The organism is Deltaproteobacteria bacterium (assembly GCA_003696105.1).
In the GTDB taxonomy this organism is placed as follows: domain Bacteria; phylum Myxococcota_A; class Polyangia; order Haliangiales; family J016; genus J016.
In genome coordinates this window covers 24807-45516 of record RFGE01000087.1, presented here as the reverse complement: position 1 = coordinate 45516, position 20710 = coordinate 24807, and the positions used below count along the sequence as shown (strand labels likewise).

Sequence of the window (20710 nt, the reverse complement as noted above, 5' to 3'; positions counted from 1 at the left end):
TTAAGTGTATGAGCAGGACGCGCCCATTTGCAAATCGCTCGGGTCGCCACGCGCGTCCGCACCTACACCGCGCCACATGGGCCCTCGCGGCCGTCGCGGTCTGGGGCGCGGCATCGATCGCGACGGCACGCTCTCATCCGCCGGTGCGCACACGCGGCGGCGTCGTCGCCGCAGACCACCCCGAGGCCGCGCGAGTGGGCGCGCGCGTGCTGGCGGCCGGCGGCAACGCGGCCGACGCCGCGGTGGCGACCGCGCTGGCGCTCGGCGTGGTCCGGCCGGCGTCGTCGGGCATCGGCGGCGGCGGGTTCGCGCTGGTCTACGACGCGCGCCGGCGGACCGTGTTCGCATACGACTTCCGCGAGCAGGCGCCGGCGGCGCTCACGCCGGATGCGTTCGCGCCCGGGGGCGAGGTCGATCCGTCGCTGTCGCGCGCCGGCGGGCTGGCGGTCGCCGTGCCGGGAGAAGTGGCCGGCCTCGAGGCGATCTCCCGCCGTCACGGGCGCCTGCCGTTTCGGCGCGCCGTCGCGCCGGCGATCGCGCTGGCGCGACGCGGGTTCCGCGCCGACCCGTTTTTCGCGGCGCAGGCGGCCGCGTGGCGCGATCGGCAGGAGGTGGACGCGTCGTTGCGCGCGCAGCTCGCGCGGGTCGAGCCGGGCGCCGTCGTGCGCCGGCCGCGCCTGGCGCGCACGCTCGACGCGATCGCGCGGCGCGGCGCGCGCGGGTTCTACGCCGGGTGGGTGGCGCGCGATCTCGTCGCCGCGGTGGTGCGACGCGGCGGCGTGATGACGCTCGCGGACCTCGCCGGCTACCGCGTACGCGAGCCGCAGCCGTTGTGGGGCACGTGGCGCGGTCTGCGGATCGCAGCGATGCCGCTGCCGTCGTCGGGCGGACTCACGGCGCTCGCGGCTCTCGGCATCCTCGAGGCGGGCGGCTGGGATTTGGCTCAGCTCGGCGCCGGTTCGTCGGCGGCGCTGCACTTGACCGCGGAGGCGCTCAAACATGCGTTCGCCGACCGCGCCCGCCTGCTCGGCGACGCGGGCGCCGCGCTCGTGTCGCCGGAGCGATTTCTCGATCGCGACCGACTGCGGCAGCTCGCCCGTCGCATCAACCCGCTGTCGGTGGACGACATCGATCGCTACGGCGATCCCGGACTCGGCGGGGCCGGCGCGCCGGCCGGCGACGCCGGCACCAGCCATCTTTGCGTGATCGACGCCGACGGCAACGCAGTTTCGTTGACCACGACGATCAACCTCGAGTTCGGTTCGGGGGTCGTCGGCGCGCGATCCGGTGTCATCCTCAACAACGAAATCGACGACTTCTCGCTGCGGTCGGGTGTGCCCAACGCATTCGGCTTGGTGCAGAGCGACGCCAATCTCGTCGGCGGCGGCAAGCGTCCGCTGTCCTCGATGTCGCCGACGCTGGTGTTCGACGGCGACCGGGTGATCGCGTGCGCGGGTGGCTCGGGCGGCCCGCGCATCATCTCCAACGTCGTGCAGGTGCTGCTCAACGTGTTCGTCTACGGGATGGACGCGGCGGAAGCCGTGGCGGCGCCGCGCATCCACCACCAGTGGAAACCCGACGTCCTGCGCGTCGAGGCCGAGGTGCCTCGCGACGTGGTGACCCTGCTGCGGCTGCGCGGCCACCGCGTCGACGCCGGCTGGCGCAACTCGTCGGCGGTACAACTAATCGTGGTGCGCCCGGACGGAACGCGCGAGGCGGCGAGCGACCCGCGCAAGCTCGGCTGGCCCGCCGCGGCCGCGCGGTGACGCCCGCCGCCGGCGTCAGCCGCCGTTGGCTTCGGCGATGAGCTGCGCGCCGGTCGCGACGCCCCACGTCCACGCCGCGACGATCATCGGCAGGCCGATCGCCACGACGATGAGCGGCACGCCGAGCGCGAACAGCGCGAGCTGGCCGATGCCCGCCCGCGTGCGGCCGGCGACCAGGCTGCCAATCCCCGGGCAGACCATCGCGTTGAGGAACATGGCGGCGGTCGCTTGACCGGGCGTCACCGGACTCGGCGCGAGCCCGCGGCCGCCGCGCACGACGATCGCGCGAGGCGGCGCGTGAGGAGGCGGGGCCGGGTAGGGCGGCGGTGCGCCGGGGGCGCCGACCGGCGACGGCGGCCGGTCGGGCATGCGGTACTTGATGTGACCGTCGTCGTCGCTGGCGACCTCGAGCACGCCGAGGTCGACGAGGCGCTGCATGTGCTGTTCCGCCTCGCGCACCGACACGCCCGTGTAGAACGCTACCGACGCCGGGGACAGCTCGATGGGGGTGGTGAATGCGAGCCGCAGGAACTCGCGCTCGAAGCGCCGGTAGTCCACTCGATCAGTGTGAAGCGGTTTTCGACCGGGTCAAGCGCGCGCTCGCGGGGCGGCGTGCGGCACGTCACTCGGCGCCGGTGTCGTCGTCGGCCTCCGGCAGAGGCCGCACGCTCGAGTGACCGAGCAGGGTGAGCTGGCTGCGTTCTCGCAGGCCACGCCGCGCGCGCTCGCGCTCCGCCGCGCCGCCGGCGAGCGCGCGTTCGGCTCGCGCGATGTCGTCCAGCAACTCGTCGACCGCGGCCGGGTCGAGGCGGTGCGCGGCGCGCGCGTCCGCCACCTCGCGGCGCGCGCGGGCGAGCGCGCCGTCGGCCGCCCGGCGGTCGCGATGGCCGCGGCGCGCCCACGCCTCGTCGACCGCGGACGCGACGACGAGCCGCAGGCGCTCGAGGATGACCGCGGCCGCGTCCTCGTGCAGCGGCACGGGCGGCAGTTCCACGCCGAGGATATGGCCGTCGCCGGGCGAGCCGTCGGCGTTGCGGCAGGTGAGCGCGAGCGTGCCGACGCGCCGCGACGCGGTGCCCGGCTCGCGGTGCACGCAGAACAGCACCTGGCGCGGCGGCCCGCCGGCGACGTCGCCGAGGTGGACGACGAGTCCGTCGCCCGCGGGGCGCGCGGGCAGCCGGTGGAGTACCTCGACCGACACGACGTCCTCGTCGGGCACCAGCTTCAGCTCCGCCTGCCGCGCGCCGATGGCGAAGACGCCCGCGAGTTCGCTGCCGAACGCGGCCGGGATCGACTCGGGGCGCTCGAGGAAGTAGAACCCGCCGCCGCCGCGCCGCGCGATCTCGCCGAGCAGTTCGTCGTCGAACGTCTCGCCGATGCCCATGCAGGTCGTGGTCACGCCGCGCGCCGCCTCTGCCTCGGCCAGCTCTGCGAGGCGGCTCGCGTCAGTGATGCCGACCGACGGCTGCCCGTCGGTGAGCAACACGACGCGCGCGATCGCGCCGCGGACGAATCCCGACGCGACCGCCTCGACGCCCTTCTTCCAGCCGGCGGCCAGGTTCGTGCCGATCCCCGTGCGCGCGGCGTCGAGCAGCTCCGCCAGCTCGGCGCGCCGGTCGTCGGACAGCGGCGCCGGCCCGAACGCGACGCGCGCGGTGCCGTCGAACAGCACGAGCGCCAGGCGGTCGCGCGCGTCGAGTCGGCTGGCGACCTCGCGCACCGCGCGCACCGCCTGGGCGAACCGCGGCCCGCGCATCGACGACGACTGGTCCACCACCAGCGCGAGGTTGACCGGCGTTCGGTCGGCGCCGCCCGTGCCGTCGTCCCCCCCGATCGCGACCCGCGCGAGCACGTACACCTTCGACCCCGCTTCGGCGACCCGGTAGCTGAGCACGACCGCCATCGCGCGCGAGCATAGCGCGGATCGCCGGGCGCTGGCGGTGGTGTACAGTCCGCCCCATGTCGTCGTTTCGCCGAGTGCTCGTCGCGAACCGGGGCGAGATCGCGGTGCGCGTCATGCGCACGTGCCGCGAGCGCGGCCTCGAGACGGTGGCCGTCTTCAGCGAGGCGGACCGGCTCGCACCGCACGTGCTGATGGCAGACCGCGCGGTGTGCGTCGGGCCGCCGCCGGCGGCCCAGAGCTATCTCGACATCGACCGCATCCTGCGCGCGTGCCGCGACACCGGCGCCGACGCGGTGCATCCCGGCTACGGGTTCTTGTCGGAAAACGCGGAGTTTGCCGACGCGTGCGCGCGCGCCGGCGTCACGTTCGTCGGGCCGCCGGCGGCGGCGATCCGCGCCATGGGCAGCAAGACCGCAGCGCGCGCGGCGATGGCGGCGGCCGGCGTGCCGGTCGTCCCCGGCGACAACGGCCCGGACGGGCGCGGGTTCCCGTCGACGGAGGCGGCGCTCGAGGCGGCGCGCGCCATCGGCTTTCCCGTGCTGCTGAAGGCGTCGGCCGGCGGCGGCGGCAAGGGCATGCGGCTCGTGGCGGACGAAACGGCGTTCGCCGCGGCGTTCGACGGCGCGCGCCGCGAGGCGGTGGCCGCGTTCGGGGACGAGGCGGTGTACATCGAAAAGGCGATCGAGCGGCCGCGCCACGTCGAGATCCAGGTATTCGCCGACGACCACGGCAACGTCGTCCATCTCGGGGAGCGCGACTGTTCGATCCAGCGGCGCCATCAGAAGGTGATCGAGGAGGCGCCGTCGCCCGCGGTCGACGCCGGCCTGCGGGCGCGCATGGGCGACGTGGCGGTGCGCGCCGCGCGCGCCGTGAACTACGTCGGCGCCGGCACCGTCGAATTCCTGCTCGCGGCCGACGGCTCGTTCTACTTCCTCGAGATGAACACGCGGTTGCAGGTCGAACATCCGGTGACCGAACTGCTCTACGGAGTGGACCTCGTCGCGTGGCAGCTCGACGTCGCCGCCGGCGGGCGGCTGCCGATGGCGCAGGCCGAGATCGACGCCGCGCGCCGCGGCGCCGCGATCGAGTGCCGTATCTACGCCGAGGATCCGCGGCGGTTCCTGCCGTCGCCGGGCACGATCACGCGGCTGCGCGTGCCGTCCGGCCCCTACGTGCGGAACGACGCGGGAGTCTACGAGGGCAGCGAGATCACCGCGCACTACGATCCGATGATTTCCAAGCTGATCGTGTGGGGGCGCGATCGGGCCGAGGCGGTCGCGCGCATGCGCCGCGCGCTGGACGAGTACGCGGTCGGCGGCATCGACACGAATCTGGCGTTCCACCGGCGGTGCGTCCGCCACCCCGAGTTCGTCGCCGGTCGCTACGACACGGGCTTCATCGATCGCGAGGCGGAGGCGCTGTGCGGGCCGACCGCGGCGGACGGCCCGCTGCTCGACGTGGCGCTCGCGGCCGCGGCGATCGACGCGCACCCGGCCCACGGCGTGGCGTCGCGGGCGATTCCGGGGGATGGCCGCCCGGCGGCGGGCGCGATCCCGGCGTGGCGGCTCGCCGGGTCGCGGTGGCCCTGACGCCGACTCACCGTCGAGTGATATCGGTTGGTTGCGCGTCGTTTCGCGCGCCCAGGGGGCCGGCCTGGGTTTGACCGCCCACCTGTGTCAAGCTATACGTACCGCGATGCCGTACACCATCATCGATGCATGCACGGGCTGTAGCGCCTGCGAGCGGCGCTGTCCGACCCGCGCGATCCACGGGGTCAAGAAGGACATGTACTACATCGACCCCGAGCTGTGCATCGACTGCGGCGCGTGCGGCGTGGTGTGCCCGGACGCATCGATCCTCGACACGTACGGGCGGTTGTGCGAGCAGCTCAAGGCCAACCAGCGGCCCAAGGCGTACGTCGAACTCGAAAAGTGCACCGGTTGCGTGTACTGCGCGAACAGCTGCCCGTTCGACTGCATCACGATGGAGCCGGCGCCGCCGGCCGTGCGCGGCAACGGCGGCATCGCGGCCACCGTCGCCGTCATCGAGATGAAGAAGTGCACCGGCTGCACGGTGTGCGAACTCGACTGTCCGTACGACGCCATCCACATCTGGCGACAGGACGATCCGCGCGCGGTCGAGGTCTCCGCGTACAACAAGACGCTGTGGGAGATGGCGCGCGAGGCCGAGCAGCGCCAGGTCGCGTGAACGCGCCGCGGGCGCGGGCGGCTGTCGCGGCCTGCGCGGTGCCGGCGGCCGGCGGCCGGGCGGGCGCATGTCACAGCCGCGTGCGAAGAACGGCCCGATGACGGGGCGAGCCGCGGCGGGACCGAAGCCGACGGCGTGCGCCGGCGGGCCGACCGCCGGCGAGTTTGCGGTTGACGGGGCGGCGGCCCGCCATTAGCATGGCTCGATTGCGAAAAATGCGTAACTAGCTGGAATCACGGGAAAATGGCCAAGCCCACGAAATTCGTCTTCGTCACCGGTGGCGTCGTGTCTTCCCTCGGCAAGGGCCTCGTGAGCGCGACCATCGGGGCGCTGATGGAAAACCGCGGCCTGCGCGTCGCCAACATGAAGCTCGACCCGTACATCAACGTGGACCCGGGCACGATGAACCCGTTCCAGCACGGCGAGGTGTTCGTCACCGACGACGGCGCGGAAACCGACCTCGACCTCGGCCACTACGAGCGGTTCGTGTCGACGCCGATGTCGAAGCTCAACAACGTCACCACCGGCCAAGTGTACGACACGGTGATCTCCAAGGAGCGCCGCGGCGAGTACCTCGGCGCGACCGTGCAGGTCATTCCGCACATCACCGACGAGATCAAGCGCCGCGTTCGCCAGTGTGCCGAGGGGCTCGACCTGCTCATCGTCGAGGTCGGCGGCACCGTCGGCGACATCGAGTCGCTGCCGTTTCTCGAGGCGGTACGCCAGCTCAAGTTCGAGCTCGGCCACGAAAACGCCGTATCCGTCCACGTCACGCTCGTGCCGTACATTGCGGCGGCCGGCGAACTCAAGACGAAGCCGACGCAGCACTCGGTGCAGAAGCTGCGCGAGATCGGGATCGACGCGGACGTGCTGGTGTGCCGCAGCGAACACGTGCTCGACGACGGCATCCTTCGCAAGATCGCGATGTTCTGCAACGTCGATCCGGACGCGGTGTTTCAGTCGGTCGATGTCGCGACCATCTACCAGCTTCCGATCGTGTTCGCCGAGCAGGGGTTGGACCAGAAGCTGTGCGACCGCCTCAACATCTGGTCGCGATCGACGCGACTGGACGCGTGGCAGGACGTGGTCGACCGGGCGCTGAATCCGCAGAGCGAGGTGACGATCGGGTTCGTCGGCAAGTACGTTCAACTCGTCGAGTCGTATAAGAGCCTCAACGAGGCGCTGGCGCACGCCGGCTTCAAGCACCGCGTCAAGGTGCGTGTGCAACATATCGACTCGGAGGAGATCGAACAACGGGGCGCCGACGCGCTGCTGTCGCACGTCGACGGCGTGTTGGTCGCGCCCGGATTCGGCGCGCGCGGGACCGAAGGCAAGATCGAAGCCGTCCGGTTCGCGCGGGAGCGCAGCGTGCCGTTTTTCGGCATCTGCCTCGGCCTGCAGATGGCGGTCGTCGAGTTCGCCCGCCACGTGTGCGGGCTGGCCGGCGCGAACTCGACGGAGCTGACCGACAGCACGCCGCACCCGGTGGTCGACCTCATGCCGGACCAGCGGGGCGTGACCGACAAGGGAGCGACGATGCGCCTCGGGGCGTACCCCTGCGTGCTCGAGCCCGGCACGCGCGCGCACGCGGCCTACGGGACGCGCGAGATTTCGGAGCGCCACCGCCACCGCTGGGAGGTCAACAACAACTACCGAGACGCGCTCGAGCGGGCCGGCTTGGTGTTCTCCGGGCTATCCCCGGACGGGCGGCTGGTCGAGATGATCGAGCTGCCGGACCACCCGTATTTCGTCGCCTGCCAGTTCCACCCCGAGTTCAAGTCGCGTCCGCAGCGACCGGCGCCGCTGTTCGACGCCTTCGTCGCCGCCGTGGTGGCTCACCGCGATGCGCGCGCCGGGGCCGGGGCTGGCGCGGCCGATCGACCGTCCGACCGGTAGCGGCGTCGAGTCGCGGCCGGGCACGGGCTATCGCGCGTGCGCGGCCTGCGGAGTGGCGCGCCGTCCGCCGGTGATTACGTTGTCGCGCAGACGGAGGTACGCCATGAGGACGTCGCATCGCTGGACGATCTTGGGGATGGTCCTGGCGGTCGCGCTCGCCGGCGCCGCGGTGACCGGGTGCGGCGGGGCGACCGTGTCGAGCGCTTCGGTCGGCGTCTCGATCGGCCCGCCGCCGCCGCCGGACGATGCCGTCTACTGGGTAGCGCGCGACGGCTACGTGTGGGTCGAGGGCCACTGGGAGTGGGTGGACGGGCAGTGGGTATGGCGGCCCGGCTACTGGCTGCCGGCGCGGCCGGGCTACGTCTACATCCAGGGGTACTGGGTCGTGCAGGCGGGGCGGTGGGTGTGGGTTCCGGGCCGGTGGGTGCGCGCGCGGCCGGGCTACGTGTGGCTGCGCGGCCACTGGGCGTGGCGCGGCGGCCGGTACGTGTGGGTTCCGGGCCGCTGGGTTCGTGCGCGGGCCGGGCACGTATGGAAGCCCGGGTATTGGACCCGCGGCGCGGACGGGCGCACCACGTGGGTTCCAGGCCCGTGGGTGAAAGCGGGGCCCGTGGTGCGGGACCATCGCGCCGGACGGCCGCGCGAGCGCGTGCCGAGTCGGCGCGGGCGGTGACGCGCGAGCGCGTGCCGAGTCGGCGCGGGCGGTGACGCGCGAGCACGTGCGGGTCCGTTTGCAGCCGCGCCGGCCCGCGGCGGGCGACGCACAACTCGGCCGGCCGTGTCAAGGGTGTTCTTGCAATACTGGTGCCATCGCGTTTGTCAAGCCTGTACAAATGCGGTGCCAACCGCTATCATGGACGCCAAACGCGGCTCCGCCGGCCGAGAAAGCGAGGAGATTCAGTCATATGGCCATGGAAATGAGGATTGACCTCAAGCTGTCCCAGCAGCTTGTCATGACGCCTCAGCTCCAGCAGGCCATCAAGCTGCTGCAGCTGTCTCGGATGGAACTCGTGGACCTCGTCCGCGAGGAAATGCTCGAAAACCCGGTACTGGAGGACGACGTCGAACTCACCGGCGTGGGGGCCAAGGAGGAGAGCCGGGTGGGCGATGACGCGGACGTCGCCGCCAAGGTCGAGCAGGCTGGCGCGACCGAGACTCCCGTGACCGAAGTTCCGGCGGCCGAGGCGGAAAAGGAGGTCAAGGCCGACGACAGCGCGGTCAACGAGATCGACTGGGAAAGCTACCTGGAGAGCTACTCGACGGCGCCGCCGATGCCGTCGTACCGGCCGGACAACGACGATCTACCCGGCTACGAGGCCACCCTCACCCGCGGCGAGTCCTTGTTCGAGCATCTGGCGTGGCAACTCAAGATGACCGAACTCGACGAGGACCGGATGCGGGTGGGCATGCTGATCCTCGGCAACCTCGACAGCGATGGCTACCTGAAGGAGCCGCCGCTGTCCGAAATCGCTGCCGAGGCCGGCGTATCCGAGGAGGTCGCCGAGGAGGTCCTCGAGACGATTCAGGGGTTCGATCCGATCGGCGTCGGCGCGCGCAGCCTGGCCGAGTGCATGCTCATCCAGGCGATCCACTACGGTGAGGACGACGATCTGGTCGTCAAGATCATCAAGGACCATCTCGGCAACCTCGAAAAGAAGAACTACCAGGCGATCGCGCGCGACCTGAAGGCTCCGCTCGAGGAGATCTACGAGGCGGCGAAGGTGATCATGGAGTTCGATCCGCGGCCGGGGCGGCAGTACTCGCTGGACGAGCCGCGGTACATCACGCCGGACGTCTACGTCCACAAGGTCGGCGACAAATACTTCGTCGTGCCCAACGACGACGGCCTGCCGAAGCTCAAGATCAGCAACTTCTACCGCGCGGCGTTCGAAAAGGGCGACGGCACCAAGGAGTACATCCAGGAGAAGTTGCGGTCCGCGCAGTGGCTCATCCGGTCGATTCAGCAGCGGCAGCGGACGATCATCAAGGTCACCGAGTCGATCATCAAGTTTCAGCGCGACTTCTTCGACAAGGGGATCGCGCACCTCAAGCCGCTGATCTTGCGCGATGTGGCCGAAGACATCGGCATGCACGAGTCCACGATTTCGCGCGTGACGACCAACAAGTACGTGCATACGCCGCAGGGCATCTTCGAACTCAAGTTTTTCTTCAACTCTGGGATCTCCCGCACCAACGGCGAAGACCTCGCATCGCAGGCGGTCAAGCAGAAGATCAAGGAGATCATCGACAACGAGCCGAAGCAGCGCCCGTATTCCGATCAGAAGATCGTGCAGCTCCTCAAGGAGCAAAACATCGACATCGCGCGCCGGACGGTGGCCAAGTACCGAGAACAGATGGGGATCCTGAGCTCGTCCAAGCGCAAGCAGGTGTTCTGACGCCGTCGTCGGCCGGCTGTCGCCGTCCGCGACCCGATCGCTGGGGGACTCGATGCAATTTTCCGTGACGTTTCGCCAGATGGAGGCGACCGACGCTCTCAAGGACTACGCGAAGGAGCGGATGCAGCGGATCAAGAAGTACTTTCCTGATCCGATCTCGTGCCACGTCGTGATGAGCACGGAGCGCTACAAGCACCGCGTCGACGTGAATCTGCAGCTGCACAACGGGTTGCAGATCGCGGGGCACGAAGCCACCGAGGACATGTACTCGTCGATCGACCTGGTGGTGGCGAAGATCGAACGGCAGGTCCGCCGGTACAAGGACAAGCTGCGCGATCACAAGCCGCGCACGGACGTGACACCGATGCCGTACGCTCATACCGTGCTCGAGGAGACGCCCGCGCCAGATGCACGACCGCCCGAGCCGGCCCCGCCCGCGCCGCGGGTCGTCAAGCGCGACAAGTTCGTCGCGCATCCGCTCACGGTCGACGAGGCCATCATGCAATTGAACCTCGCGGACCTGCAGTTCCTCGTGTTTCGCAACGCGGATACCGGGCAGGTCAACGTCGTCTACCGGCGCGACGACGACAGCTACGGCCTGATCGAAACGGAAGCGGCGACGGCGTGACGCCGTGGCGCCGGCTCGCCGGCGCGCGGGACTGCGTCGAAACCTGGCCCGGCGGCCCGCGGTCCCCCGGCGACCGTCGCCGTCCGGACGCGCGCGGTGGCCACCGGGTGTCGCTGGCTGTCGCGGTTGCCGCCCACGGGCCGCGCCGAGCGCATCGCGGGCGTCGACGCCCCGCGCGTTCGCGAGCCGGCGGGCGACCTCACGGTTCGCGCCGCAGCCGGCGCCGGCCGCTCCCCGCGAACGGGCTTTTTTGCTAGTCTGCCGCCCGAGCGCTCGATGAAGATTATCGACTTGATACGGCGGGACATGGTGATCCCGCAGCTGAAGGGCCGGACCAAGCGCGACATCCTTCAGGAACTCGCGCACCACATCGCGTCGCACCGGCCCGGCCTCGACGAGGAAACCATCGCCCGAGTGCTCATCGAGCGCGAGGAGCTGGCGTCGACCGCCATCGGGGAGGGCGTCGCCATTCCCCACGGCAAACTGCCCGGTCTCGACGAGATCGTCGCCTGTCTCGGGCGCGTCGCGGAGGGGGTGGATTTCGACTCGATGGACGGGCAGCCCACCTACTTGTTTTTCGTCCTCATCGCGCCGGTCTCGTCTACCGGCGCGCACCTCAAGGCGCTCGCCCGGGTCAGCCGCCTGTTCAAGGACCGCGAGTTCAGAAAGCGGCTGCTCGCCGCCGCCGATGCCGACGCGATGTACGAAATCCTCGCGGAGGAGGACGCCAAGTACTAGCGGCGGCCCTCACGCATAGCATTTCGCCCATGTCCCTGATTTCTCACGCCGCGCTGCTGCTCGGAGACCTCGCCGGGCCCCGTGCCTCGCGTGCGCGCGGCCCGCGGTTGCGCGGGCGTCACGAGCGGGACGCCGCTGTGCGGACGAGCCGTGGCCGCGCGATCGCTGTCGCAATCCGGAACCCGGCGGATGCGCGGGCCGCGAACGGAGTCTGGTTCGAGTGACCCGTACGACTCCCAGCGTGACGGTCGACCGGCTGCTCGCCGATCTCGGAGAGCCGCTACAACTCGACCTGCGGGCCGGTGCGACCGGGTTGGGGCGCACCATTTACGTGCCGCGCATTCAGAAGCCGGGCCTGGCGCTCACGGGCTACCGCGAGCAGATCCACGACGACCGCCTGCTGTGCCTCGGCGGCACCGAGATCGACTACCTGCGCGGTGTCGACGATGCGGCGCGGGCGGTGGCGGTCGAAACCGTCATGGCCGCGTCGCCGGCGTGCATCGTGATCACGCGCGGCCTCGAGCCCCCGGCAGAGTTGGTCGCCGCGTGTGAGGCGCAGGGGGTTCCGTTGATGGTGTCGCAGCTGGTGAGCAGCGAGTTCATCCGCGGCGTCAAACATTGGTTGCAGGAGCACCTCGCGCCGACGTCATCGATACACGGCGTGCTGTTGGACGTGCTCGGGGTCGGCGTGTTGTTGGTGGGCAAAAGCGGCATCGGGAAGAGCGAAGCGGCCCTCGACCTGCTCGTTCGCGGGCATCGCCTCGTGGCGGACGACATCGTGAAGCTGCGCCGGCTCGGGGCCGATCTGGTGTACGGCACCGGCTCGCCGATCATCCGCCACCACATGGAAATCCGCGGACTCGGTATCATCAACGTCAAAGACCTGTTCGGCGTCGCGGCGGTTCGCGACACCAAGAAGATCGAGTTGGTGATCGAACTGGCCGAGTGGGATCCGACCGAGGAGTACGACCGTCTCGGTACCGAGGACCGCACGTATCAGCTGCTGGGAGCTCCGATACCGATGCTGCGCGTTCCGGTGCGGCCGGGCCGGAGCATCGCGACGATCATCGAGGTCGCCGCGCGCAACCAACTGCTCAAGTTCATGGGCCACTACACGGCTCGCGAATTTCAGGAACGGCTCAATCGGCAGATCGCGGAGGCGACGCCGGCGGGGTTCGACGGGGACCTGGTGGAGTAGTGCGGATCGTCATCGTCACGGGGTTGTCCGGGGCCGGCAAGTCGACCGCGCTGCGCGCGCTCGAGGACGTCGGCTTCTACTGCGCCGACAACGTGCCGCTGCCGCTCCTGGGGGCGCTCGTCGACGCGCTCGCGGGGGTCGGCGTGACGTCGGCCGCCCTCGTCGTGGACGCCCGGCAAGAGCCGTTTCTGGCCGATTATCGGGCGCAAGTTGCCGGACTGCGGGCGGCAGGACACCGCGTGGAGGTGCTGTTCCTCAAGGCGGCCGACGAGGTGCTCATCCGCAGGTTTTCCGAGACGCGCCGGCGTCACCCGCTGGCCGGCGACGATCTGCGCAGTGGGATTCGCCGAGACCGCGAGCTGCTGGCGCCGCTGCGCGCCGACGCGCGCAACGCGACCGTGCGCACCGACGCGCTCAACGTCCACCAGCTCAAGGGCATCATTCAGGAGCGATACGGCCGGCGCGAAGGTCAGCTCGCGATCACACTGTTGTCGTTCGGGTTCAAGCACGGGTTGCCGCCCGAGGCCGACCTCGTGTGGGATGTGCGGTTTTTGCCCAACCCGTACTTCATCGAGGGCTTGTCGCAAAAGGACGGCACCGCCGCCGACGTCGCCGCCTTCGTACTCGACAGCGACGCCGGTCGCGAGCTGATCGACCGGCTGGAGCAGTTTGCGCGCTTCGCGCTACCGGAGTTCGAGCGCGAGGGGAAGATGTATTTGACGATCGCGGTCGGCTGCACCGGCGGTCGTCACCGATCGGTCGCTGTCGTCGAGGAATTGGGGCGGCGGCTCGGCGGCGATTGGGACGTGGTCGTCCGACACCGGGATCTGGACCGTGGCTGATTTCGCGGAAGTCGACGTCGTCATCGTCAACGAACTCGGCATGCACGCGCGGGCGGCGACGCGGTTCGTACATCTCGCGAGCCAGTTCGACTGCGATGTGTTCGTCGAAAAGGACGGCCAGGAGGTCAACGGCAAGTCGATCATGGGCGTGCTGATGCTCGTGGCGTCCAAGGGGACGAAGATCACGATTCGAGCGCGGGGCACCGATGCGGAGGAGTGCGTCGCCGCGCTGGCCGACCTCGTGCGATCCGGATTTGGTGAGGGGGAGGGATGACGCGGGAGCGGCGTACGACGAGCGACGGCAGGCGGACGGGCGAGTGGGGAGAGATCCGCAAGCGCGGCACGGCGGCCGCGCCGGGCATCGCGATCGGTCGCGCCTATGTGGTGGACCGGCGCCGGCTCAAGACGCCGAAACACCACATCAGCGACCGCGACGTCGAAGCCGAAGTGGAGCGGTTCCGGCGCGCCCTCGAGCTGAGCGATGAGCAGCTCGAGCAGATCAAACAGAAGATCCACGAGCGCGACGCATCCGAGCACTACAACATCATCGCCGCTCACCAGCTGATCCTGCACGACGAGCACCTCGTCGACGAAACGATTCGCTACATCCGCGAAAAGAAGATCAACGCAGAGTGGGCGCTCAAGAAGACCGTCGAGCACATCAAAGGCGTATTCGACGCAATCGAGGACGACTACTTTCGCGAGCGTCGGAGCGACGTGGACTTCGTCGGCGAGCGCGTGATGCGAAACCTGATGGGGCACTCGAACGCCCCGGTGCAGCCGCCGCCGGACGCGATCGTCGTCGCACACGATCTGTCACCGGCCGACGCGATCCAGCTTACGCGGGCCGCGGTCGCGGGTCTGATCACCGACGGCGGCGGCAAGACGTCCCACACCGCGATTATTGCGCGCGCACACCAGATTCCGTGCGTCGTCGCGCTCGACGACGTGACCTCGGCCGTCGGCAACGACGACTTGATCATCGTCGACGGCACGCGCGGGATGGTCATTCTGAATCCAACGCCGCAGACCGTCGCGCACTACCGCAGTCGCGCGCGCCGCGAGGCGGCGATCGGCGAGCAACTGCTCGAGAACCGTGCTCTGCCGGCGGTCACCCTCGACGGCCAGCGCGTCGAGTTGCTCGCGAACGTCGATTTCGCCGACGAGGTGCCGGGAGCGCTCCAGTTCGGCGCGACCGGGGTCGGGCTGTTTCGTACCGAGTTCCTGTTCATGACCGAGCGCGAGCCGCCGTCGGAGGATCTGCACTATCAGATCGCGGCGCGCGTGCTCGACGTACTCGACGGCAAGCCGGCGACGTTCCGCACGTTCGACCTGGGCGCGGACAAGATCGCGCACATCTTGCCCGAGACGTACGCCGAGGCGAACCCGCATCTGGGGCTGCGGTCGATTCGGCTGTCGCTCGTCGAGTCCGTCTATCCGCTGTTCAAGGCGCAGCTGCGCGGCCTTCTGCGCGCGTCGGCGCACGGCGATTTACGCATCATGTTCCCGATGATCTCTGGGGTGGACGAACTCATGGCCGCGTTGCGCGCACTCGACGAGGCGCGTGGCGAACTTTTGGCGGAGGGCGCCGCGTTCAATCCAGACGTTCCGGTCGGGGTGATGATCGAAACCCCCGCGGCGGTGCTCGTCGCAGACTTGATCGCGCCTCACGTCAACTTCTTCTCGATCGGGACGAACGATCTCATCCAATACACACTCGCGGTCGATCGCGTCAACGAGCGGGTCGCGCACCTGTACGAGCCGCTGCACCCGTCGATCTTGCGCGCGGTGCGATCGGTGGTGCAGGTGGCACTGCGGCACGACGTTCCGTGCGCGGTGTGCGGCGAGATGGCCGGCGATCCGCTGATCGCTCCGCTGCTAGTCGGCATGGGCTTGCGCGAGCTGTCGATGAACGCGGTGTCGATCCCGACCGTGAAGAACGTAATTCGCCGTATTCACGCCGAGGATATGGCGAGGCTGGTCGACGCCGTGTTGGACTTGGCCACGACCGAGGAGATCCGGACGGCCGTGCGCGGGGCGCTCGGCCGCGCGGTGCCCGGCACCGACTCGGAGGCGCCTTGATGCGGGTGTACGTCGCGGTCGCCGCCGCGGTGCTGGCCGCTACGGCGTGCGCGGGCGGTGGTTCGGGCCGCGCGCGCGAGGTGCCAGTCGAGCTGGACTGGCCCGATGCCGGCGCACCGGCGGTCCCGCCGGCCGGTCGACCGAGCGCCGGGCCGCGCGATCGCCAGGACGCGGGGGACCAGCCGGCCGGCCCCGCTCGCGACGAGCCGGCGTCCGGCGAGCCGCGCCCCGACGGGACGCCCGCGGCCGCGGCGCGGTGACCCGCGCGGTCGTCCGATCGGGCGCGGATGCGGCCGCTCGGCCGTCGTCGTCTACAATGGGCTGCCGTGTCGAGGTTGTCGTGGCGGCTCGCGATCGCGTCGTGCCTGGTGGCCGTGTCCGCCTACGCCGGCGATCCGACGCTCGTGTGGAAGACGGTCGAGTCGGACCACTTCGTCGTTCACTACTACGAGCCGTTGGATCGCCTGGCGCGTCGGACGGCCGTGGTCGCCGAGCGGGCGCACCGGGCGCTCGTGCCGGTGTTCGGCTACGAGCCGGAGGACAAGACGCACATCGTCCTCGTCGACGACACCGACGGCGCCAACGGGTTCGCGAATGTGCTGCCGCGCAACGTCATCCGCCTGTTCGCGGCGGCGCCGACCGCGCTGTCGGTGCTCAACGACCACGACGACTGGCTCTACGACCTGGTCGTACACGAATACACGCACATATTGCATTTGGGGCGTATCGGCGGCCTGCCGGCGCTGTACAACAAGGTGTTCGGTCGGGTGTGGGCGCCAAATCAAATCCAGCCGCAGTGGATCGTCGAAGGGATTGCGACGATGCAGGAATCGGCGCAGACGGCCAGTGGCCGCATCCGCAGCAGGTTGTTCGATATGTTTCTGCGCGTCGCCGTCCTCGAGGGACGCGAGGTGAAGCTCGACGCGCTGTCGACCGGACCGCGCGCGTGGCCGCACGGGACGGCTGCGTACCTGTACGGCGGCCGGTTCCTCGACTACGTGTTTCGCCGGTACGGCACCGACAAGATTGCCCGGTGGGCGGCGGATTACGGGTCGACCGCGATCCCGTTTGCCATCAATCGGTCGATGAAGCGCGCGGTCGGCAAGACGATCGAGGAACTGTACGAAGAGTGGCTGGCCGACCTGCGCGCCCGGTATCGCGCGCAGCTGGCGGACATCGACCGGCGCGGCCGCCGCGAGGGGCGGCGGCTGACGTTCGACGGCGAGACGGATGCCAATCCGCAGTACACGCCGGACGGCAAGTGGATTGTGTGGTGGCAGGCGGACGGGCGCAGTCGCGGCCGGTTTCGCGCAATCCCGCGCGGGTTCAACATCGGCCGCGCGGTGGACTACCTGATCGCGGATCGCTCCGGCGGCTTCGACGTGCTTCCCGACGGCGACATGATCGTCGAGCGCACGCGGTTCACGCGCACGGAGTATCGGACGCAAGACCTGTATTGGTGGGATCGGCAGACCGGCCGGTGGACGGAGCTGACCGCCGGCATGCGCGCGCGCGATCCGCAGGTGTCACCCGATGGCCGGCAGATCGCCGCCGTCGTCGTCGGGCCGGGGGCGAGTCGGCTCGCGGTGCTGCCGCTGCGTCCGGAGGCGCGTCCGCGCATCGTGTGGGATGGCGGGCCGTACGCGCAGGCGAGCGCGCCGAGTTGGTCGCCGGACGGCACGCGCATCGCGCTGTCGGCGTGGCGCCCGGGCGGGTATCGCGACATCTTGATCGTCGACCTCGCCAGCGGTGACGTGCGCGAGCTGATGCGGGATCGAGCCATCGACGTCGATCCGGTGTTCGATCCGGGGGGTAGGTACTTGTATTATTCGAGCGACAGAAGTGGTGTGTACAACATTTACGCGTATGACCTCGACACCGGAAAGACGTGGCAGGTTACGAATGTGGTCGGGGGCGCGTTCGGGCCAGACGTGTCGCCGGATGGGCGGCACATCGTCTATCAGGGGTACGATGTCGATGGGTTCGATCTGTTCGAGATTCGCGTCGCGCCGGCGCGGTGGCTCGAGCCGGAACCGTATGTGGACGATCGGCCGCCGCCGCCGGATATTCCGGACGACTCGGCGGCCGTGACGCCGCCGCGGCCGTACCGCCCGCTCGAAACGCTCGCGCCGCGCAGCTACCGGCTGCAGGCGGGGACCGACTCGTTCGGGTCGGCCGTGACGGTGTCGACGTCGGGCGCGGATGTGGCTGGCTGGCACGGATACACGCTCGCCGCCACGATCGGCGTCGAGCGCGGCGACGTGAGCGTCGGCGGCGCGTACGCGTACCGGCGGCTGTGGCCGACGCTGCGAGTGGCCGCCAACCGCAGCGTCGCGCGGCGCAGCGGCTACTTCATCGACGGTCGCAACACGTCGTACATCGAGACGAATCTGGGCGTGTCGGCGCGCGTCGATTTGCCGGTTCTGCTGCGGCCGGAAGGGTCGGCGAGTCTGTCGGTCGACTACGACGCGGACTGGTTTCACAACGACGAGGACGAATTCGACGGGTACGATCCCAACGAGGCCATCCCTCAACCGCCCGAGACGGACATCGCCGTGTCCGGGATCGGCATGTCGTTTCGCTACAGCGACGTGCGCGGCTATACGTGGACGCTCGGGCCGCGCGAAGGTACGTCATTGATCGCATCGGTGCGGCTCGACCATCCGGCGTTCGGCTCGAGCGTGCACGCGCTCAATCTCAGCTACCGCTGGGAGGGCTACCTCCCGCTGCCGTGGGGAGACACGCCGGTGCTGGCGCTGCGGCTCGCCGGCGGGATCACGACGACGGATCGCCGGCGCACGGGCGTGTTCGTCCTCGGCGGTGTGCCGGACCAGGACATCCCGCGCGCGATCCGCGACCAGTTGCGCGCGAGCGGAACGGGTTACCTGCGCGGTTATCCGCCCAGGTCCGTTTTCGGGCGGCAGTTCCATCTGCTCAACGCCGAATACCGTCAGGTGGTCGCGGAGGTCGAGCGCGGCTTGTCGACGTTGCCCGTGTACGTGCGGCGGCTGCACGTCGCCGGCCTGGTGGACGTGGGCGACGCATTCAACGATAGTTTCGACCTCGCGGATTTCAAGGTAGCGGTCGGCGCCGCGCTGCGCCTGGATGTCGTCTTGGGCTATTTCGATTCGGGGACGATCGACGTGGGGTACGCTCGCGGCCTCACCGACGGGGGCGTCGGCGAGTACTGGCTCCTGTTTACGAGTGCGCTATGAGCGACGACAGCGGGCGCATACCGCCGCGCGCAGAGCCGCCGGCGCCGGACGTGGACGCTCCGGCGGCCGCGGCAGGGGAGGCTCGGGGGACGGTGTCCGACGCGGGCGTGCTGGCGATCGCCGGTTTGCTCGCCGGTGGAGTGGCCGCGGAGTTGGCGCGGCCGATTCGCGAACTGCGCGAGAGGCTCGCGGTCATCGTGGACGAACTCGATCATCACGTCGCTCGCGCGAAAGGTCCGACGCCCTACTCGTGGGAACAGGTCGGCGTGTTGCGCGAACGAGTCGCCGAGGCGTACCTGATGTCGCGGCGCGCGGCGCGGCTGGCCGGCGAGTTGGCGCAAGCGGCCGGAGCCGCCCCCGAGGCGATGGTCGCGATCGACGTCAACAAGACGCTCGACGCGGCGCTCAACCTTGCGCGCTACCGTGTCTCGGCCGGCTGTGAAGTGTTTGCCGATTTCGGCGCGGTCCCGGTCGTGCGCGGCGCGGAAGGCCGTCTGCTGCTGTTGTGCGCGCGTCTGATCATCGCCGCGGCCGAGCGCGAGCCGCACGCGATCACGCTGTCGTCCCGGCGAGCGGCGGACGGCGTGGTGGTGACGATTCGCCACGACGGCGACCCGGACGCCGCGTGGCACGCCGGGCAGGTCGCGGCGCTGGCGTCGCTGGCTGCCGCCGCATCGGCGACGGTCGAGGCGATCGACGGGGGATGGGCGATCGGGCTGCGCACCGGCGCGTGACTCGGGTCTGCCGCCGGCCGACGAGGCTGGCGAGTTCCCGCAGAATGCGATATGCGCAGGGGCATGGCGACGCCGTTTACCATCCTCACCGGGTTTCTCGGCGCCGGCAAGACGACCGTACTCAACCGCACGCTGGGTGCGCCGCGCGGCCGCCGCATCGCGGTGCTGGTCAACGAGCTCGGGCGGGTCGCGATCGACAGCCGGCTCATCCTCGGCGGCGGCGGCGACGTGCTCGAACTCGCGGGCGGCTGCGTGTGCTGCAAGATCGACGTCAAGAACGACCTGTGGGACGGGATCGCCGACGTGGTTGCGCGATCCCGGCCGGACCACGTCGTCCTCGAGACGACCGGCATCGCGGAACCCGCGGCGATCCTGGCCGGCCTCGACCGGGCCGTCGCGGATCCGTACGGGGTCGTGTGCGTGGTGGACGCCGACGCGGCGGTCGACGCGCTCGACCGCCGGCCGGAGGTGGCCGAGCAGATTCAGGCCGCCGACCGGCTGCTGTTGTCCAAGCTCGACATCGCCGGTCCGGATCGGATCGCCGCGACGCACGCCGCTCTCGATCGACTGAACCGCGATGCCGAGCGCGCCGCGTTCCCGGCCGGTGACGCCGGGACGGCGGCGCTCGTGCCGTGGCTGCTCGCCCGCCGGGCGGCGCGCGCTGCGGCGCGGCCGCACCGCGATCACCTGCATCAGGTCGCCGCCGCCACGTTCGTCGACGCCGCGCCGCTGCTCGCCGGCCCGCTGCTCGCCGCGATCGATGGCTGGCGCGATCGACTGCTGCGCGTCAAGGGCGTGGCGAACCTCGCCGGAGAGTCTCGTCGCGCTTACGTCGAGCTGGCCGGCCGGCGCGTCGAGATTCGTCCCGGGGAGCCCTGGGGGGCCGAGCCGCGGTGTACCGAGCTCGTGTTGATCGGCGAGGGGATCGACGATCGGGAAGTGCGCCGCCGGCTGTGGGCCTGCCGCGCACCCGCTGCGTCGTGATCGCCCCCGGCGGCGCGAGGGTGTCCTCGAGGCCATCTCGCCGGAGCGCCGACGACGCGCGCGCTCGTCGCCGGCCGGTCGGCCACAGGTGCCGTACCCGCGGCACGACCACTCCGCGCC

The 20710-nt window shown here is 70.2% G+C and carries 19 protein-coding genes; 17 read left to right on the top strand and 2 right to left on the bottom strand.

What is annotated here, in order from left to right:
• Nucleotides 1-8: 8 nt before the first annotated feature.
• Nucleotides 9-1766 (top strand): gamma-glutamyltransferase, encoded by a 1758-nt coding sequence (gene ggt, locus D6689_05745; protein ID RMH43247.1) that lies wholly within the window; start codon nt 9-11, stop codon nt 1764-1766.
• Between the two features lie 15 nt (nt 1767-1781).
• Here the strand turns inward: ggt and D6689_05740 are convergent, their stop codons facing one another.
• Nucleotides 1782-2324, bottom strand: coding sequence for a hypothetical protein (locus D6689_05740; GenBank protein ID RMH43246.1), 543 nt, complete (start codon nt 2322-2324; stop codon nt 1782-1784).
• Between the two features lie 64 nt (nt 2325-2388).
• Nucleotides 2389-3669: a VWA domain-containing protein gene (locus tag D6689_05735; GenBank protein ID RMH43245.1), complete on the bottom strand. Its 1281-nt coding sequence runs from the start codon at nt 3667-3669 to the stop codon at nt 2389-2391.
• A 56-nt stretch (nt 3670-3725) separates the two neighbouring features.
• Between D6689_05735 and accC the strand changes: the two genes are divergently transcribed.
• The 16 genes from accC to D6689_05655 all read left to right on the top strand — a co-directional run bounded on the left by accC (nt 3726) and on the right by D6689_05655 (nt 20590).
• Entirely contained in the window at nt 3726-5258 is a 1533-nt protein-coding gene (accC, locus tag D6689_05730; GenBank protein RMH43244.1) for an acetyl-CoA carboxylase biotin carboxylase subunit, read from the top strand.
• Nucleotides 5197-5877, top strand: a complete 681-nt coding sequence (locus D6689_05725) for a 4Fe-4S dicluster domain-containing protein (GenBank protein ID RMH43243.1) — start codon at nt 5197-5199, stop codon at nt 5875-5877. The genes accC and D6689_05725 overlap by 62 nt, the downstream gene beginning before the upstream one ends.
• Before the next feature lie 243 nt (nt 5878-6120).
• Nucleotides 6121-7773 carry a CTP synthase gene (locus tag D6689_05720; protein RMH43242.1) on the top strand — a complete coding sequence of 551 codons (1653 nt, stop codon included), beginning with the start codon at nt 6121-6123 and terminating at the stop codon, nt 7771-7773.
• A gap of 340 nt (nt 7774-8113) precedes the next feature.
• The gene (locus D6689_05715) at nt 8114-8446 is read left to right on the top strand and encodes a hypothetical protein (GenBank protein RMH43279.1); all 333 of its coding nucleotides are present in this window, start codon (nt 8114-8116) and stop codon (nt 8444-8446) included.
• Nucleotides 8447-8678: 232 nt separating this feature from the next.
• A complete protein-coding gene (gene rpoN, locus D6689_05710) occupies nt 8679-10169 on the top strand; it encodes an RNA polymerase sigma-54 factor (protein RMH43241.1) in 1491 nt (496 codons plus the stop codon).
• Between the two features lie 52 nt (nt 10170-10221).
• Nucleotides 10222-10797 (top strand): ribosome-associated translation inhibitor RaiA, encoded by a 576-nt coding sequence (gene raiA / locus D6689_05705; GenBank protein ID RMH43240.1) that lies wholly within the window; start codon nt 10222-10224, stop codon nt 10795-10797.
• 276 nt (nt 10798-11073) lie between these two features.
• On the top strand, nt 11074-11535 hold the full coding sequence (locus D6689_05700) for a PTS sugar transporter subunit IIA (protein ID RMH43278.1): 462 nt from the start codon (nt 11074-11076) through the stop codon (nt 11533-11535).
• 29 nt (nt 11536-11564) lie between these two features.
• Entirely contained in the window at nt 11565-11759 is a 195-nt protein-coding gene (locus D6689_05695) for a hypothetical protein (GenBank protein ID RMH43239.1), read from the top strand.
• Nucleotides 11756-12733 (top strand): HPr(Ser) kinase/phosphatase, encoded by a 978-nt coding sequence (hprK, locus tag D6689_05690; GenBank protein RMH43238.1) that lies wholly within the window; start codon nt 11756-11758, stop codon nt 12731-12733. Before D6689_05695 ends, hprK begins: the two co-directional genes overlap by 4 nt.
• On the top strand, nt 12733-13575 hold the full coding sequence (gene rapZ, locus D6689_05685; GenBank protein ID RMH43237.1) for an RNase adapter RapZ: 843 nt from the start codon (nt 12733-12735) through the stop codon (nt 13573-13575). Before hprK ends, rapZ begins: the two co-directional genes overlap by 1 nt.
• Nucleotides 13568-13849 (top strand): HPr family phosphocarrier protein, encoded by a 282-nt coding sequence (locus tag D6689_05680; protein RMH43236.1) that lies wholly within the window; start codon nt 13568-13570, stop codon nt 13847-13849. The genes rapZ and D6689_05680 overlap by 8 nt, the downstream gene beginning before the upstream one ends.
• Entirely contained in the window at nt 13846-15657 is a 1812-nt protein-coding gene (ptsP, locus tag D6689_05675; GenBank protein RMH43235.1) for a phosphoenolpyruvate--protein phosphotransferase, read from the top strand. Before D6689_05680 ends, ptsP begins: the two co-directional genes overlap by 4 nt.
• 5 nt (nt 15658-15662) lie before the next feature.
• Entirely contained in the window at nt 15663-15917 is a 255-nt protein-coding gene (locus D6689_05670) for a hypothetical protein (protein RMH43234.1), read from the top strand.
• A gap of 27 nt (nt 15918-15944) precedes the next feature.
• Nucleotides 15945-18872 (top strand): hypothetical protein, encoded by a 2928-nt coding sequence (locus tag D6689_05665; GenBank protein ID RMH43233.1) that lies wholly within the window; start codon nt 15945-15947, stop codon nt 18870-18872.
• The gene (locus tag D6689_05660) at nt 18869-19606 is read left to right on the top strand and encodes a hypothetical protein (GenBank protein RMH43232.1); all 738 of its coding nucleotides are present in this window, start codon (nt 18869-18871) and stop codon (nt 19604-19606) included. Before D6689_05665 ends, D6689_05660 begins: the two co-directional genes overlap by 4 nt.
• 51 nt (nt 19607-19657) lie before the next feature.
• On the top strand, nt 19658-20590 hold the full coding sequence (locus D6689_05655) for a GTP-binding protein (protein ID RMH43231.1): 933 nt from the start codon (nt 19658-19660) through the stop codon (nt 20588-20590).
• Nucleotides 20591-20710: the final 120 nt, after the last annotated feature.